Source organism: Vibrio jasicida CAIM 1864 = LMG 25398 (genome assembly GCF_000400365.1).
GTDB lineage: Bacteria > Pseudomonadota > Gammaproteobacteria > Enterobacterales > Vibrionaceae > Vibrio > Vibrio jasicida.
On the sequence record NZ_BAOG01000073.1, the window covers coordinates 1 to 14,154 of the forward strand.

Genomic DNA, 14,154 nt, shown 5'->3' on the forward strand with positions numbered 1-14,154 from the left:
ACGCGTCATTTAAGTTAATCGTGTACTCAGCAAAATCTTCCGGTAGAACTTGGTCAGCAATGGTATTCTCAACCACTGGCTTGTCGTTAACAGGAGTAACGTTTAGCGTAACCGTTTTGGTTTCGGTGACACCACCGGAGGTGACTGTATAAATGAACTCATCAGCGCCGTTGTAATCTTGGTCTGGTGTGTAGGTAATGGTGCCATCATCGTTCACAACCACATTGCCATTTAATGGGCCATTGCCCGCTTCTACGGATACAACTGGTGATTGGCCTTCGAAACTATCGTTGTCTAACACATCCAAAATGGTTGGTGTGTCTTCAACGATATTCGCGCTGTCCGAAACGATATCGGCAACGGCGTTGACTGTGAAATCAACCGTCTGACTCACTTCCAAACCACTTGGATCTGTCGCGGTAAACGTTAACTCTTCAGAACCATTCCAGTCTGCTGTTGGTGTAATCGTCGCAACACCATCGACAATCGAGACTTGAATATTGCTGTTACCAGAAACGCTGAATGTCAGCTCGCTATCTGAGTTATCAACATCACTAAACGCGTCATTTAAATCGATGGTATATTCAGCAAAATCTTCCGGTAGAACTTGGTCTGCAATGGTATTCTCAACCACTGGCTTGTCGTTTACTGATGTTACGTTTAGAGAGACCGTCGTAGTCTCGGTTACACCGCCAGAAGTGACTGTGTAAGTGAATTCATCCGCACCGTTATAATCTTGGTCTGGTGTGTAGGTAATGGTGCCGTCGTTGTTCACAACCACACTGCCGTTCGTCGGACCATCTCCAGATTCAACCTTAACAACTGGCGATTGGCCTTCGAAGCTATCGTTGTCCAACACGTTCAAAATTGTTGGTGTGTCTTCAACGATATTCGCGCTGTCAGCGACAATGTCGGCAACGGCGTTGACTGTGAAATCAACGGTCAGGCTAACGCTTTCACCATCAGGATCTGTCGCAGTAAACGTTAACTCTTCTGAACCATTCCAGTCTGCTGTTGGTGTAATCGTCGCGATGCCATCAAAAATCGATACTTGAATGTTGCTGTTACCAGAAACGGCAAACGTCAATTCGCTATCTGCGTCGTCAACATCGCTAAATGCGTCATTCAAGTTAATGGTGTATTCAGCAAAGTCCTCAGGTAGAACTTGGGATGGGATAGCATTTTCGGTTGTCGGAGCATCATTAAGTGGATTAACTGTTACCGAAACTTCTGCTTCATCTTCTAATGCACCATCAGAAACTGTGTAGCTAATGGTTGCTTCACCGTTGAAGTTTTCTGCAGGAGTAAAAACAAGCTTACCGTCTACGATTTCAACGGTGCCTTGCTCTGCAGGAACAGACGCATTCACTATGGTCAGTGTGTCACCGTCAACATCGGTGTCGTTTGGTAGCACATCAATGGTGACTGGCGTATCTTCGTCCGTCGTAGCGCTGTCATCATTTGCTATTGGTGCATCATTTACAGGGTTAACAGTAACCGAAACCGTTGCTTCATCTGTTAGTTCACCATCGCTAACAACATAAGTGATAGTTGCTTCGCCGTTGAAATTCTCCGCTGGAGTGAAAACAAGTTTGCCATCTACGATCTCAACAATACCTTGTTCAATAGGAACAGATGCACTCACGATGGTTAACGTATCGTTATCTAGATCAGTATCATTTGGCAAAACATCAATCGTAACCGGAGTATCTTCATCGGTGGTAGCGATATCGTCTACTGCTACTGGCGCATCGTTAACAGGATTCACACTGATTGTCACAGATGCTTCGTCTGTCATTTCTCCATCAGTCACTACATAAGTAACCGTTGCGTCACCATTGAAATCCTCAGCAGGAGTAAAGATCAACTCACCATCAACAATTTCTACTGTTCCTTGCTCATCAGGCACGGTAGCAGATTCGATAGATAAGTTTTCACTGTCTTGATCGGTATCATTAGCTAGAACATCAATTGTGACAGGTATATCTTCGTCGGTTTGAATATTGTCATCTTCCGCAACAGGCGCCACAGGGGTAACTGTCGGAGATGTTTCGTCAGAGCGGATATTACTTAAGTAGAGCTCAGCTAATGACAAATTCTGAGTTTCAGAAAAACCTAGCGCTGCCAACCCGGTCGTTTCAAAATCCGTGTCGGCTAATAATTCTGCAGCAGTGCGTTCAACAGTGCCGCTAGTTTGCAAACTAGAACCGTTACTTTGACCTGCAGCTGGTGCAAAATCTTCGTTTAGCAACGTTGGGTCTTGCCCTTCTCGAAGAGCGTCAATAATTTGAGCAACATCGTCAGAAACGTCTTGCACCCCTTCTTGTTTTGCAACTAAAACCTGAAGCTTGTCTGGTTCAGCTCCAGTTTTAGAAACAATCAACTCACCAGGTGACGGTTGTTCGTTTTCGGCAAGCGCTCTTAACTGCCCATCCAAACCTATTACGACTAATTGCCCACCAAGTGAAACTAAGGCTGTACGATCCATATAAACCTCTGACCTAAAATTACTGTCAACATTTTGACCATTGATACTTATTCGTTATATATTGCCCGAATATATAACGCAATAACAGTGCATTAACACTAAATTACAACTTCTAAGTCACATATTACTCAGAAGGATGTGTCATCTGATAAAAAGAGACTACCGTCACTAATATATGGACACCCATGCTGAACAAAGTATTGAAACTATGATCTTTATTCAGAATATAAAGTGCCGCCCGTGCGGTAACCGAAGATTTACTTACACATCGATAAGTATAGCAACTAGTTCCATAGTTGATTGTTAATAGCTTTGTACGTTAAATTATTGACGCCTATAGAGGTGTCGCTATCTATAAGAACGATTTCTCACCCCAGACAATTCACAATCTAGGAGAATCACAGTGAAGTGGACTCGTGCCAACGCCTTTTGCTTGGGTGTGCTCGCCGCTAGCCCTGCTTTAGGGCAAACATTAGAGCAAGCGGTTGAAAATACGCTTAAAACAAACCCAGACATAAAAAGTGCGTTTAATGAATTCGTAAGTAAGCAGTATGTGAATGAAGCCTCGAGTGGCGCTTACCTTCCCTCTGTCGACCTTGACGCGGGTATTGGATACGAAGGTATCGATCCTGCGGAAGCGGGCCGCGAATCAACGGATTTAACGCGTAAAGAAGCAACTGTCACGCTTACCCAGCTTATTTGGGATGGTTCGGCAACATTGAATGATATTGATAGAACCGCAGCTGATGCAGAATCAGTACGCTATCAATTACTTGCTGATGCTCAAGATACAGCGCTAGAAGTGACTAAAGTTTATTTGGATGCAGTGAAGGCTTATGAAATCCTGACACTCTCCGAAAATAATTTGAAAGTTCACAAGAAAATTTATCAAGACATTAAAAAGCGCGTCAACTCTGGTATTGGTTCAACAGCTGACTTGACTCAAGTTGAGGCTAGACTGGCAAAAGCCCACGGCAATTTAGCAGCAGCGCAAAATAACCTGTTTGATAGCCATACCATGTTTACTCGCATTGTCGGCCAATCTCCACAAGGGCTTACCTTTCCGCGTGCCGATCAAAACTTTATCCCATATACGGTAGATGATGCTGTAGAGTTGGCATTTGATTCCCATCCGGTCATTAAGATTTCTACTGCAGATGTTGATTCAGCTAAGTTTCAATATAAGCAGTCAAAAGGTAACTATTACCCAACCCTTTCGGTTGAAGCAGCTCAGACATGGCGTGACGATGCTGGTGGTATTGAAGGGCGTGGTGACGAAACAACTGCGATGTTGAGAATGCGCTACAACCTTTACAATGGGGGCAGTGACGCAGCAAATGCAGAGAGTTTTGCCTACCAACTAAACAAAGCAAAAGACTTACGTGAACGCGCTTATAGAAACGTTGAAGAAGGCTTGAGACTCTCATGGAGTGCTCTCGATCTGACGTTACAACAAAAGGAATTCTTATCAGATCACGTTGACTCTGCTTCACAAACCGTCATCGCATATGAGAAACAGTACCGTATCGGTAAACGAACATTGCTGGACTTACTTAATACAGAAAATGAATTGTTTGAAGCGCGAAAAGATTATTTAGATGCTAAATACGCTGAACAGTATGCAAAGTATCGAGTCATGAACGCCACTGGCCAGCTATTAAATGCATTACGTGTTGACGTCCCGACCGAGTGGAATCAGAAGGTGGAGTACTAAACCATGAAAGTAACAAAGGTTCTATTCACTCTAAGTATTTTTGCTTCTGCCAGCTTCGCAGCAACGAATGATGAATATGATTACATGCCAACCCCAGATGCTCAGCAAATTGCCGATCTGCAAGATGATGACAATGATGGCGTGATCAATGCTCGTGACTTGTGTCCTGGCACTCCGGTAACGTCAGAGATAGATAATGATGGGTGTGGTGAATACATTAAAGCATCCGAGAAGATGCAAGTCCGCGTTTTATTTGCCAATGATTCAGACGAAATAAACCCTGTATTTCGTCGTCAAATTCGAGAACTCTCAGAATTTCTGAAAGAGTACCCTTCTACCTCAATTGAACTGCAAGGTTACGCCAGTAAAGTGGGTGGTTCTTCCCACAACTTAGACCTTTCAAAACGACGCGCAAATAATGTTCGCGAAGCGCTATTGCGTTATGGCATTGATACTAACCGAGTTCGCATTGTCGGTTTTGGTGATACCCATTTAGCGACAGAGGGTACCGACGAAGTGAGTCACGCACTGAACAGAAGAGTAACGGCTTACGTTGTCGGCTATAAAGGTGAGATAAAGAAAGAGTGGACCATATTCACTACTCTTCCAAAAACCTAATAAAAGGAGCTTCGGCTCCTTTTGTTTTTTCAAACGTACGAAAACCGTATTATGCTTTAGGAATCGACACTTTAATGGTAATCTAGCCGCGTCATAACAATGAGAGTTTTGAAATGAGCAAACTTACAACAGATATCCAAGCAAACCTTGATCTTTTTGTTGCTGAAACAAAAGAAAACCAGCTAGTTTGGGGTCTACGCAATGAAGAAGGTTGGTTATCTTGCGATTCAACTGAATTCGAAAACAGCGAAGTCATGCCTTTTTGGTCTGCTAAAGAAGATGCAGAAGCACACAACGTTGAAGAATGGGCAGATTTTGAAGTACTTGAGATTCCTCTGGATATCTTTGTTGAAGATTGGCTTTTAACTCTTGCTGAAGATGGTGTTCTTGTTGGTGCTAACTGGAACGCACAGCTAGAAGGTAAAGAGCTTGAACCTCAAGACCTAGCTAAACTATACCTAAGCTAATTCTTTAAGACCTCAGCACCAAGCTGGGGTCTTCCTCTTTTCACTTACCTTTTCGATGTAAAGCTCGACCGAGCGCATAGTTTTCTTCATTTCATTATCTATACCCTTCGTGTTTTGTCACAATGACTCAACCTCAATTGGTATATCATACCGAACAAACTATATTAGAAAGAACATAAGGTTACATCACTATGCGTACGCTGCTCTCTTTGCTTGCGTCACTATTTTTAGGTAGTCAAGCAAACGCAAGTGACACTCAAAGCATCACCCAATGGCAAGCTGTCTATCAATCGACTTTGAAGACGAATGTCGAATCGGCTTTGAGTATGCTCCAAGATCGCTATCACACGGCAAATACCGACAGTGAAAAGCTGTACGTGAGCGGGCTCATCTATGAATACATGGGCAACATCGATCAGCCCTACTTTGGCAGCAGCCAAATTTTAGACAACCGTTTCGCGAAGCTAGAATCTCGATACATTTTAGCGCTAAAAGAACGTAAACAAGGCAACTATGATGATTCTGTCAACCTTTTCACCGCGTTGCTACAAAGCACCAAGCAGCATCAGGATGTAGAAAGCAAAGCCTTAATGAACTATCAATTGTGCTACACCTTGAATCAACAAGGTCAGTACCACAAAGCCAATTTCTTCTGCTCTTCTTTGAACAATCATTTAGCAATCGACCACCCAGAAAGTTTCCCAAGTGATCTAGCTCTGCGCGTTATTGCTAATAACTTCGATTACCGCGGCGAATACGATGTAGCTCTAGAGCTTTATCGTCGCTTGTTAACCAAAATGCCAACGCAAAGCGATCCTTCAGGAGTTTACAATGATGTAGGCAATTTGTTGAGTGTACTTGGGCAGTACGAACAAGCAGAACAGTACCTTATTCAAGCGCTCCTCGCTCGACAGCTTGAAGCCTCCCCACTTGAAGTTGCTCAGGTAGAACACAGTCTTGCGGCTATGTATAACAAATCTAAAGACTATGATAAGGCCATTAGTCACTACAAAAATGCACTAACTATCTTAGAAGACATGGACTACCCATACGGTAAGGGCTTGACCTATCTTGGTCTTGGTTCTGCGTACGTTGAATCAGGAAACTTACAAAGTGCTGTACCTTACATCAGGAACGCACTAGAGCTCGGTAAACGATATGAAAACAAACGCTTAGAGACAGAAAGTCATTTGGCGGCAGGGTTTGCATACTTAAAAAACACAATGCTCGCAAAAGCGCTAGAACATGGTATTGCCGCACTTGAACTTGCGACAGAAAACTCAAATTCAGCATTGCAAGCTAAGGCCCAACTTTTGCTTTCGCAAACCTATCGAGAACAGGGCAACCATCTTGCCGCCCTATCTCATTATCAAGATTACGCCACGCTAGAACTTGCGAACCGTGACGCAAACAATGTCAAAGCAATAGAGGCACTCGATTTAACCAAGAATGAATATGAATACGAGTTGCAGCTGACAAAAATAAATAATGAGCGCAACTTAAAGTTACTCGAAGTCGAAAAGCTTGCAGAACAAAAAAGAGCATATAACTTCGTCATTTTCTGCTTACTGACTTTGCTATTCGTCGCCCTATTTATTCAACGAAAAACGAACATAAAATCGAAATTAGATCGTCTTACCGGTTCACTTAATCGAAGTACAATTATTGAAAAAATTAGAGCACAAACAATCAACGCGCCCGAAGACATGCGTTATGTTTTAGCGCTTATCGATCTCGATAACTTCAAGTCTATCAATGATCAATATGGCCACCCTACTGGCGACATCGTATTAAAGCACGTATGCAAAGCGATTAGAGCTAAGTTGAATAGAGGGGAATATCTTGGGCGCTTAGGCGGTGAAGAGTTTATTTTACTTCTGAAGAATGTCGATGAGATCGACGTGCCATTTCGTGTTCAAAGCCTACACAAAACGATATCTGATAAGCAGATCAAAACTGAAAATGCTACGGTACTGAATGTAACAGCAAGCTTGGCCTATTTGTCTACATCAAAACCATTAACGAACTTTGATGAACTGTATTCGATACTAGACCAAGCTTTATATCAAACGAAGCAAAGTGGGCACAACGTTATGATTGATGCTTACAACGAGCCTATTGACCTTCCGTCTTCTGCTTTTGAATCAACGACTGCGTAACTGCGTCTTTGTTGTTCAGATAGTCATCTAAGCCCGCTTTGCGCAGGTCGCATGACGGGCAATCACCACAACCATCACCGATGATGCCGTTGTAACACGTTAGCGTGTTTTCACGGACTAGTTGCAACGCATCATATTGATCTGCCAGCGCCCATGTCTCTGCTTTGTTCAGCCACATTAGCGGTGTTTTGATTTCAAACTGGCGATCCATGCCCTTTACAAGAGCACTGTTCATCGCCTTTACGAAGTCATCACGACAATCTGGATAGCCACTAAAATCTGTTTCACAAACGCCCGTGATGACGGTTTCTGCGCCAATTTGATAAGCGTAGATGCCAGCAAGCGTTAGGAACAAAATATTGCGACCAGGAACGAATGAGTTCGGCAAACCGTTTTCTTGCAGTTCATGAGAAACTGGAATGTCGTCACGTGTCAGAGAGCTGATGGCCAGTTCATTCAGTAAGCCAACATCCATCACTTTGTGTGCAGCGACGCCAAGATCTTTTGCGACTTTCTCAGCCACTTCAATCTCCAGCTTATGACGCTGACCGTAATCGAATGTGATGGCATGTACTTCGTCAAACTCTTTTAATGCTTGAACCAGACATGTTGTAGAGTCCTGTCCACCACTGAAAACAACGACTGCTTTTTTCATCTTTCTCTCCGAGCTTAAGCAATACTTAGGTATTTATGAGTTTGAACCGACAAACGCCAGTTGCGAGCAACACAGGTATCAATACACAGTTGTGTAGCGCGAGGCTTCTGACTGATAGGCTGAAGTGCGATTACAGTCTTCTCTGCAATTTCTGCTGACGCCAACAATGCATCAAGCTGATCAATGTCTTTTTGAGTGCCAACCGGATGCTTAATTTCATTCGCTCGCTCCAAAGCACTCTTTAATACTGGCAACTTACCCTTCATCGCAATTTTAGGTGACACCGTCACCCATGTACTTTCTGAAGTCACGACCTCTGAAGTGCCGCTGGTTTCGATTTGGCATTGGCAACCCATGTCTTCAAATGCAGCCGTCAAAGCACGTAAATCATAAATACATGGTTCGCCACCAGTGATCACAATATGCTTCGCATTAAAGCTCTGCTTTTTGTATTCAGCTACGATGTCTTCCGCAGATGCGAAACACCACGTTGGAGAATCTTCTGTTTTCACCAAGATATCACCGATCTGGCGCTGGTCTTCTTCTTCTGCGTACCAAGTCTGTTTCGTATCGCACCAAGAACACCCAACCGGACATACTTGCAAACGCACGAAAACCGCTGGCACACCGGTGAAAACCCCTTCCCCTTGGATGGTTTCAAACATCTCATTTAGCTTATACAACGTAGAACTCACTCAACTCACAATACTTCGAGGCGAAGACCTTAATGGAGAGGCGCACTCAGGTCAATTTAAACCAAAAATAAATTGTTAAAATAGGTCTTTTTGTAGTTTCATACACGGGTTCCCCAATTTTAAGGTAAGTAAAGATGTACAAGCTGATCGCCCTCGACATGGACGGTACGTTGTTAAACAGCGACAAAGTAATTTCAGATGAGAACAAACAGGCAATAGCCAAAGCTCGCGAAGCCGGTGTGACTGTCGTATTGGCATCTGGTCGCCCTCTTGAGGGTATGCAAGACAAACTTGACGAATTGAACATCAATTCCGATAAAGACTTCGTGCTTTACTACAATGGATCAATGGTAAAAAACATTGGTACAGAAGAAATCATCCACCAGCAGATCATCGATGGCAAAGCAGCAAAGAAGATCGCACGTAAAGCGCGAGAGCTTGGCGCTTATGTTCACGCATTCAGCCAAGAGCACGGCCTAATCACAGAAGAAAGCAACCCTTACACAGACATCGAAGCGAGAATTAACGGTCTTGAAATTACCGAAATGAACTTCGACGCGCTAGAAGATGATCACGCGATCATTAAAGCAATGATGGTTGCAGAGCCAAGCAAACTAACTGAAGTTATCTCAGCCCTACCAGCAGAGCTAAAACAAGAGTTTACAGTTGTGCAAAGTGCGCCTTTCTTCTTGGAGTTTTTGAATCCATCAAGCAACAAAGGCGTCGGTGTTTCGGCAATCGCAGAATACTTAGGCATCAAAGCTGAAGAAGTGATTTGTATGGGCGATGCCGAGAACGACCACCACATGCTTGAATACGCAGGTCTTGGTATCGCAATGGCGAACGCAATGGAAGAAACCAAACAAATCGCAGACTACATCACAGTCAGCAACGATGACCACGGTGTAGCAAAATCGATCGAGAAATTTGTACTTAACACATAACGCTGCCCAAACAACAAAGCCTCGCACTTAGCGAGGCTTTGTTTTATTAAATGTTGCTTAAGCGTTTTTGCTTCGAGTCGTGAGCTTTCTCGCAAGTACTATAAAAATCAACATCAACAACGGATAGTGGAAGGTTTTAAATACTAACGACCAAAAGCCGCTGAATGACACAACCGTTTCAGAATACAAATACAACTGGTCCACAAGAAGTAATGCCAAAATCACAAACAGCATCTGTTGGCGCTCAAATCGAATTTCAGACTCTTTAAACGTCAGTACTAAAGCAGAAGCAGTAATCAGAATAGCCAACCAACTTGTAAATACAGGGAGTGGCCAAATTACCGCGATAGCTGCGGTGATTGCTGTCATAACAAACCAAATACCCTTCGAGCTTAATAGGTGGTCCACGTTAACTTCTGGGTTGCTTTCCAAACGCAAAATGTGCCACGCCACAAGTGCCCCCATTAACGCACCAATTAGCATGTCGAGAATGAATGCAGTACCCAAGAAGAACTTACATACCATAACCGCCAACGTTACCACTGCAACTAAGAAAGTGATGCGATTCAATCCAAAGCTTTTTGTTCTTTGGAACATAAATGTCATGACACAAAACCAAATAGCGATCGGCAAGCTTGGGAAGCTAAAGCCAAAACTGTGCGTTAACTCCGCCATTGGCATATAGACGTGTGGCCTAGGTAAAGAGAACCCTTGCTGAGCAACTAGCGTCATCAAAGACGTCGCAGTGATTGCAAAAAACAATCGATATACAAATCGACTGTCAAACTTCATCATGACGAACGGGAACAAAAACAGCAAAAATGTTGGATTACTTAAACTCGTCACGAGCTTCGCAATTTCACATGCCGTATCGCGACTTGTCATTGAAAACGAGCTGACCCAACTTTGAAGATCTACCATCCAAGAGAGTTCTAACTGGCGAAATTTAGGTGCTGACTCAATTAATTGGTTTACATAAACAACGGGTTGATCAGTCGCTTTTGAATAAAAGCCAGCCACATCTTTCCACTGTGATGGATAGCGATACAAAGAAGACGCCATATCGCTTGGGTTCAATAACATTGCAGACGCCACTTCGACGCCATAATGCGGAGCAAACCATATAGGCAGTTCGTTCCCATCCATAGCATTAGCCATCGAAAAAGCGATAACTTCAGAATCAGAGATGCAATCGTAAAAAATCGCCGTATCTGTTTTGCCGAGCTCCTCTCCAACCGTAACAACTAGCCCCGTCTCTTCCCACGTCTCTCTTTGCGCGGCCAGTTTAGGAGATTCGCCTTCTATAATGGTGCCACCTGGAAGCGAAATTTTATTCGTCAATATTTCATGGATAAGTACAAGTTTGTTATCTGCTCGGACAACGCATAGCGCCCCTTTTACGTCTTCAGGAAGGGGATTCGCGGCAGATATAGGAGAAACAAACAATGAAATGGAATACAGGATGAGAAAAAACAACTGTCTCAGCACAAAATACAACCTTTAATGAAGAAGAGAATCACGCGCAATGATGGCAGGATTACCAATATTTTTCGACATAAATTAAGTAACCAGTTGTACATTTAGCACACATGTCAAAAAACGCTTTGCGACACTCTTCAAAATAGTTCTGACAAAAATCAGACATAACTCGAAATATTGGCTGCGATTTTGCCAGTTATATTAAGTTAACGTCAGAGGAATTTACGTGGATTTTACGCCTTCTCAGAATTGAAACAAGAAAGAGAGCTTATTGTCGACAACAAATAAACTCTCTTTATGATTCATTTATACTTTTACAGCTTTAACCATGCATCTGTCCAAGCTGAGCCCACGCCCGGCTCATAAGCACTTGGAGTCGAACCACACCATAAACTGTTTGGCCAAGGCTTACATTGATAACTTGAACCATTATTTGTTACCACATCTCCCGCAGAGTAGTTAGCACCAGCTTGATATGCACCACCCGAAGATGGCGGCGTTGGTGGTGTTGGCTCTGTTGGAGGCTCTACAGGAGGATTAGTCCCAGAACAATCTGAGCTACCAATTGACTGCCATACTCCCCATGGACCAGATTCTGATGGGTTATCACCTTGTGTCCACCATTGCGCTTGCCATAATTGACCAGCCCAAATAACGGTTTCACCCGTGTTGTATACGCCACTCGCTTTCCATTCATTGTCACAACTACCAGGAGGCGGTGTCGTTGTATTAGTAGCGGAAGCTGTAGCCACTGCTTGGTATGTAGTACTCGTTTTATCGATACCAAAAGCCAAAGCGACGCTCGCCTCACCTACTTGAGAAGCGCCAAACTCCACATCGACACGACACGAGCCGCCTGCATTGAGTGTCGATTGTGTACATTGGTCTCTGGTGATCATCGCAGATTTTGTGACACCAGAACTTTGCAGTCCCACATTTTCTACAGTAAACGCGACATTACCGATATTTTGAATACTGAAACTGTGTTGCTTCAGCTCGCCCACTTTAAAAGAACTCAAAGCCTGATTTGCCGTGTAACCGACAGAGACATTATCTGTCGGCGGTGTTGTCGTACCTACAACGCCATCAACAAAACTGCGCAAAGCCGCTATATCGCTATACACACCGTACTTACCCGGTCGGGCACAACCGATACCCCAACTGACGATACCTAGCTGAGTGACAAGGCCATTATTATTAACGACGATAGGCCCCCCGCTGTCTCCCTGACAAGAATCAATGCCACCTTGCGGAACACCCGCACAGAATGATACTGAACCAACTGTGGTGTAATTACCGCCAGCTTGTCGACAAGTCGCATCAGAGACCAGAGGAACATCCACTTCTTGCAGAACGGTTGGTGAGCTGCCGCCCTCCGAAATTCGCCCCAGGCCAGCGACAGTCAACCAATCACCTACACCTGCATATTGCGAGACACTGCCTGCTGCGATATCCACTTTCGCAACACCTTGAGGGATAGAAGTGAGCTTAAGCAGTGCTATGTCATTTGAAAGCGTAGAGGCATTATAAGAAGGGTGAACATAGATCTGGCTGACGTTGGAGCGTACACCATCGGTACCGTTATAAATCACACCACCAATTTTTACCGCTATCTGATTTGGTGTGTCACCGTCAACACAATGGGCAGCAGTAAGTACGAAACCATCCCCAATATAACTCGCCCCGCAGAAAGAACGATTACCATTACGGCTGACTATCTGCGTATAAAATTCCCAGTCATTGGGGTTAGCCGTGATACCACCCACGATATCAGGCTGAATTTCAATGTTTTGTGTATCCGTGACTTGATCTGCGCTTACCGACATTGGCAATAACGCCGTTGCAAGTAAGGTTTTTGATAGGTTCAATGTTATTTTCCTCTTGTTTTATGAGGCACTATTCATGTGCCACTTACAAAACAAGCAAACAAAAACAACATCACCAATTTGGATGAGAATGAGTCGCCGCACATTGCGACGCAACTAATAGCAAATACTGACTAGTAGACTCAACTTTTGCACCGTCAGATTACATAAGTCACTAAGTTACCGTCTTAGCTACGCATTAATTAACGTTCAGATAACGACTTTCTTAACCAATGAATATGATGATCAAACCCTTGGTTTTCATAAAGAGAAATTGCGGTTTGATTGAAATCCCACACCTCAACGAACATTTGTTTTACGCCATAGTCGACGAACGTCGCTTCAATTTTTTCAATCAAAGCTTTTGCCACACCTTGTTTACGGAATTCAGGTAACACGTAGAGCTCGTCAACGCTTCCCATCATCACAGGTTTGCTAACCGTAGAAATAAGCTCGCAGAAATGCCCGGACACAAAGCCGATGAGCTCATCTTCTACTATAGCGATATACACCAAACATTCAGGATTATCGAGATAGCGAGCAATGCTCTTTTCTTGTTCGATTTCTTCTGCGGTTTTAAACAGCTCTGGGGATTGAATATGGTGCTCATCATGCAGCTCGAACATCAAATCATTGAGTTGTTCAAGATCGTCAAAAAGCGCTGGTTTGATTACAAAAGTAGACATAGGAAAAGAAGCCAATAACAGGAATCCATATAGTGTGTGTTTAAACATGCATTTAGGCAAGCAGGAATGCAAAAGCCTCTTGCTGACAAAGCAAGAGGCCTCGATGTTTATGCTTGCTCCTAGGTAACCTAAGAGCGTACTTAATTAAGATCGTACTTAACTAGCCACGTTTAAGCACTCGTTCGATTTCGCCTAGACTGGATGGATCATCAATGGTTGATGGCACCACGTATTGCTCACCATCGGCTATTTGACGAATGGTTCTTCGCAAAATTTTACCTGAGCGAGTCTTTGGTAAACGGTCAACAACCAGCGCATGTTTAAAGCAAGCCACAGCGCCAATCTCGTTGCGTACTTTACCCACCAACTCACCTTCTAGCGTTA

12 protein-coding genes are annotated in these 14,154 nt (G+C 43.7%); 5 read left to right on the top strand and 7 right to left on the bottom strand.

The window, feature by feature from the left end; genetic code table 11:
* The coding region (locus VJL_RS20115; protein ID WP_152436667.1) for a tandem-95 repeat protein at positions 1-2,488 on the bottom strand (2,488 nt) is incomplete at its 3' end.
* A gap of 403 nt (positions 2,489-2,891) precedes the next feature.
* Between VJL_RS20115 and VJL_RS20120 the strand changes: the two genes are divergently transcribed.
* From VJL_RS20120 to VJL_RS20135, 4 genes are all read left to right on the top strand, one after another.
* The gene (locus VJL_RS20120) at positions 2,892-4,202 is read left to right on the top strand and encodes a TolC family outer membrane protein (protein ID WP_038880876.1); all 1,311 of its coding nucleotides are present in this window, start codon (positions 2,892-2,894) and stop codon (positions 4,200-4,202) included.
* Positions 4,203-4,205: 3 nt separating this feature from the next.
* A complete protein-coding gene (locus VJL_RS20125; RefSeq protein ID WP_038867609.1) occupies positions 4,206-4,820 on the top strand; it encodes an OmpA family protein in 615 nt (204 codons plus the stop codon).
* Between the two features lie 113 nt (positions 4,821-4,933).
* Positions 4,934-5,287, top strand: a complete 354-nt coding sequence (locus VJL_RS20130) for a DUF2750 domain-containing protein (protein ID WP_038867608.1) — start codon at positions 4,934-4,936, stop codon at positions 5,285-5,287.
* Between the two features lie 191 nt (positions 5,288-5,478).
* Positions 5,479-7,446, top strand: a complete 1,968-nt coding sequence (locus VJL_RS20135; protein WP_038880879.1) for a tetratricopeptide repeat-containing diguanylate cyclase — start codon at positions 5,479-5,481, stop codon at positions 7,444-7,446.
* On the opposite strand, the gene queC is transcribed toward VJL_RS20135, so the two are convergent.
* Together queC and queE are read right to left on the bottom strand one after the other, a co-directional pair.
* The gene (gene queC / locus VJL_RS20140; protein WP_038867603.1) at positions 7,403-8,101 is read right to left on the bottom strand and encodes a 7-cyano-7-deazaguanine synthase QueC; all 699 of its coding nucleotides are present in this window, start codon (positions 8,099-8,101) and stop codon (positions 7,403-7,405) included. The genes VJL_RS20135 and queC overlap by 44 nt on opposite strands.
* A 14-nt stretch (positions 8,102-8,115) precedes the next feature.
* Complete coding sequence (gene queE / locus VJL_RS20145) at positions 8,116-8,766, bottom strand: 7-carboxy-7-deazaguanine synthase QueE (protein ID WP_038880881.1); 651 nt, start codon at positions 8,764-8,766, stop codon at positions 8,116-8,118.
* Positions 8,767-8,930: 164 nt separating this feature from the next.
* Here queE and VJL_RS20150 point away from each other — a divergent pair, with 164 nt between their 5' ends.
* A complete protein-coding gene (locus VJL_RS20150; protein WP_038880884.1) occupies positions 8,931-9,740 on the top strand; it encodes a Cof-type HAD-IIB family hydrolase in 810 nt (269 codons plus the stop codon).
* Between the two features lie 57 nt (positions 9,741-9,797).
* Here the strand turns inward: VJL_RS20150 and VJL_RS20155 are convergent, their stop codons facing one another.
* From VJL_RS20155 to VJL_RS20170, 4 genes are all read right to left on the bottom strand, one after another.
* On the bottom strand, positions 9,798-11,228 hold the full coding sequence (locus tag VJL_RS20155; RefSeq protein ID WP_038880887.1) for a bifunctional NUDIX hydrolase/phosphatase PAP2 family protein: 1,431 nt from the start codon (positions 11,226-11,228) through the stop codon (positions 9,798-9,800).
* 305 nt (positions 11,229-11,533) lie between these two features.
* Positions 11,534-13,087, bottom strand: a complete 1,554-nt coding sequence (locus tag VJL_RS20160) for a trypsin-like serine protease (RefSeq protein ID WP_038880890.1) — start codon at positions 13,085-13,087, stop codon at positions 11,534-11,536.
* A 200-nt stretch (positions 13,088-13,287) separates the two neighbouring features.
* On the bottom strand, positions 13,288-13,770 hold the full coding sequence (locus tag VJL_RS20165) for a GNAT family N-acetyltransferase (RefSeq protein WP_038880893.1): 483 nt from the start codon (positions 13,768-13,770) through the stop codon (positions 13,288-13,290).
* 160 nt (positions 13,771-13,930) lie between these two features.
* Positions 13,931-14,154 (bottom strand): AMP-binding enzyme (locus tag VJL_RS20170; protein WP_038880895.1); only part of this gene is annotated, 224 nt, incomplete at its 5' end.

Bases quoted from the DNA above. Each gene is read 5' to 3' on its own strand.
- queE (WP_038880881.1), bottom strand. From the start codon at position 8,766: ATGTTTGAAACCATCCAAGGGGAAGGGGTTTTCACCGGTGTGCCAGCG.
- VJL_RS20125 (WP_038867609.1), top strand. From the start codon at position 4,206: ATGAAAGTAACAAAGGTTCTATTCACTCTAAGTATTTTTGCTTCTGCC.
- queC (WP_038867603.1), bottom strand. From the start codon at position 8,101: ATGAAAAAAGCAGTCGTTGTTTTCAGTGGTGGACAGGACTCTACAACA.
- VJL_RS20130 (WP_038867608.1), top strand. From the start codon at position 4,934: ATGAGCAAACTTACAACAGATATCCAAGCAAACCTTGATCTTTTTGTT.
- VJL_RS20165 (WP_038880893.1), bottom strand. From the start codon at position 13,770: ATGTCTACTTTTGTAATCAAACCAGCGCTTTTTGACGATCTTGAACAA.
- VJL_RS20135 (WP_038880879.1), top strand. From the start codon at position 5,479: ATGCGTACGCTGCTCTCTTTGCTTGCGTCACTATTTTTAGGTAGTCAA.
- VJL_RS20150 (WP_038880884.1), top strand. From the start codon at position 8,931: ATGTACAAGCTGATCGCCCTCGACATGGACGGTACGTTGTTAAACAGC.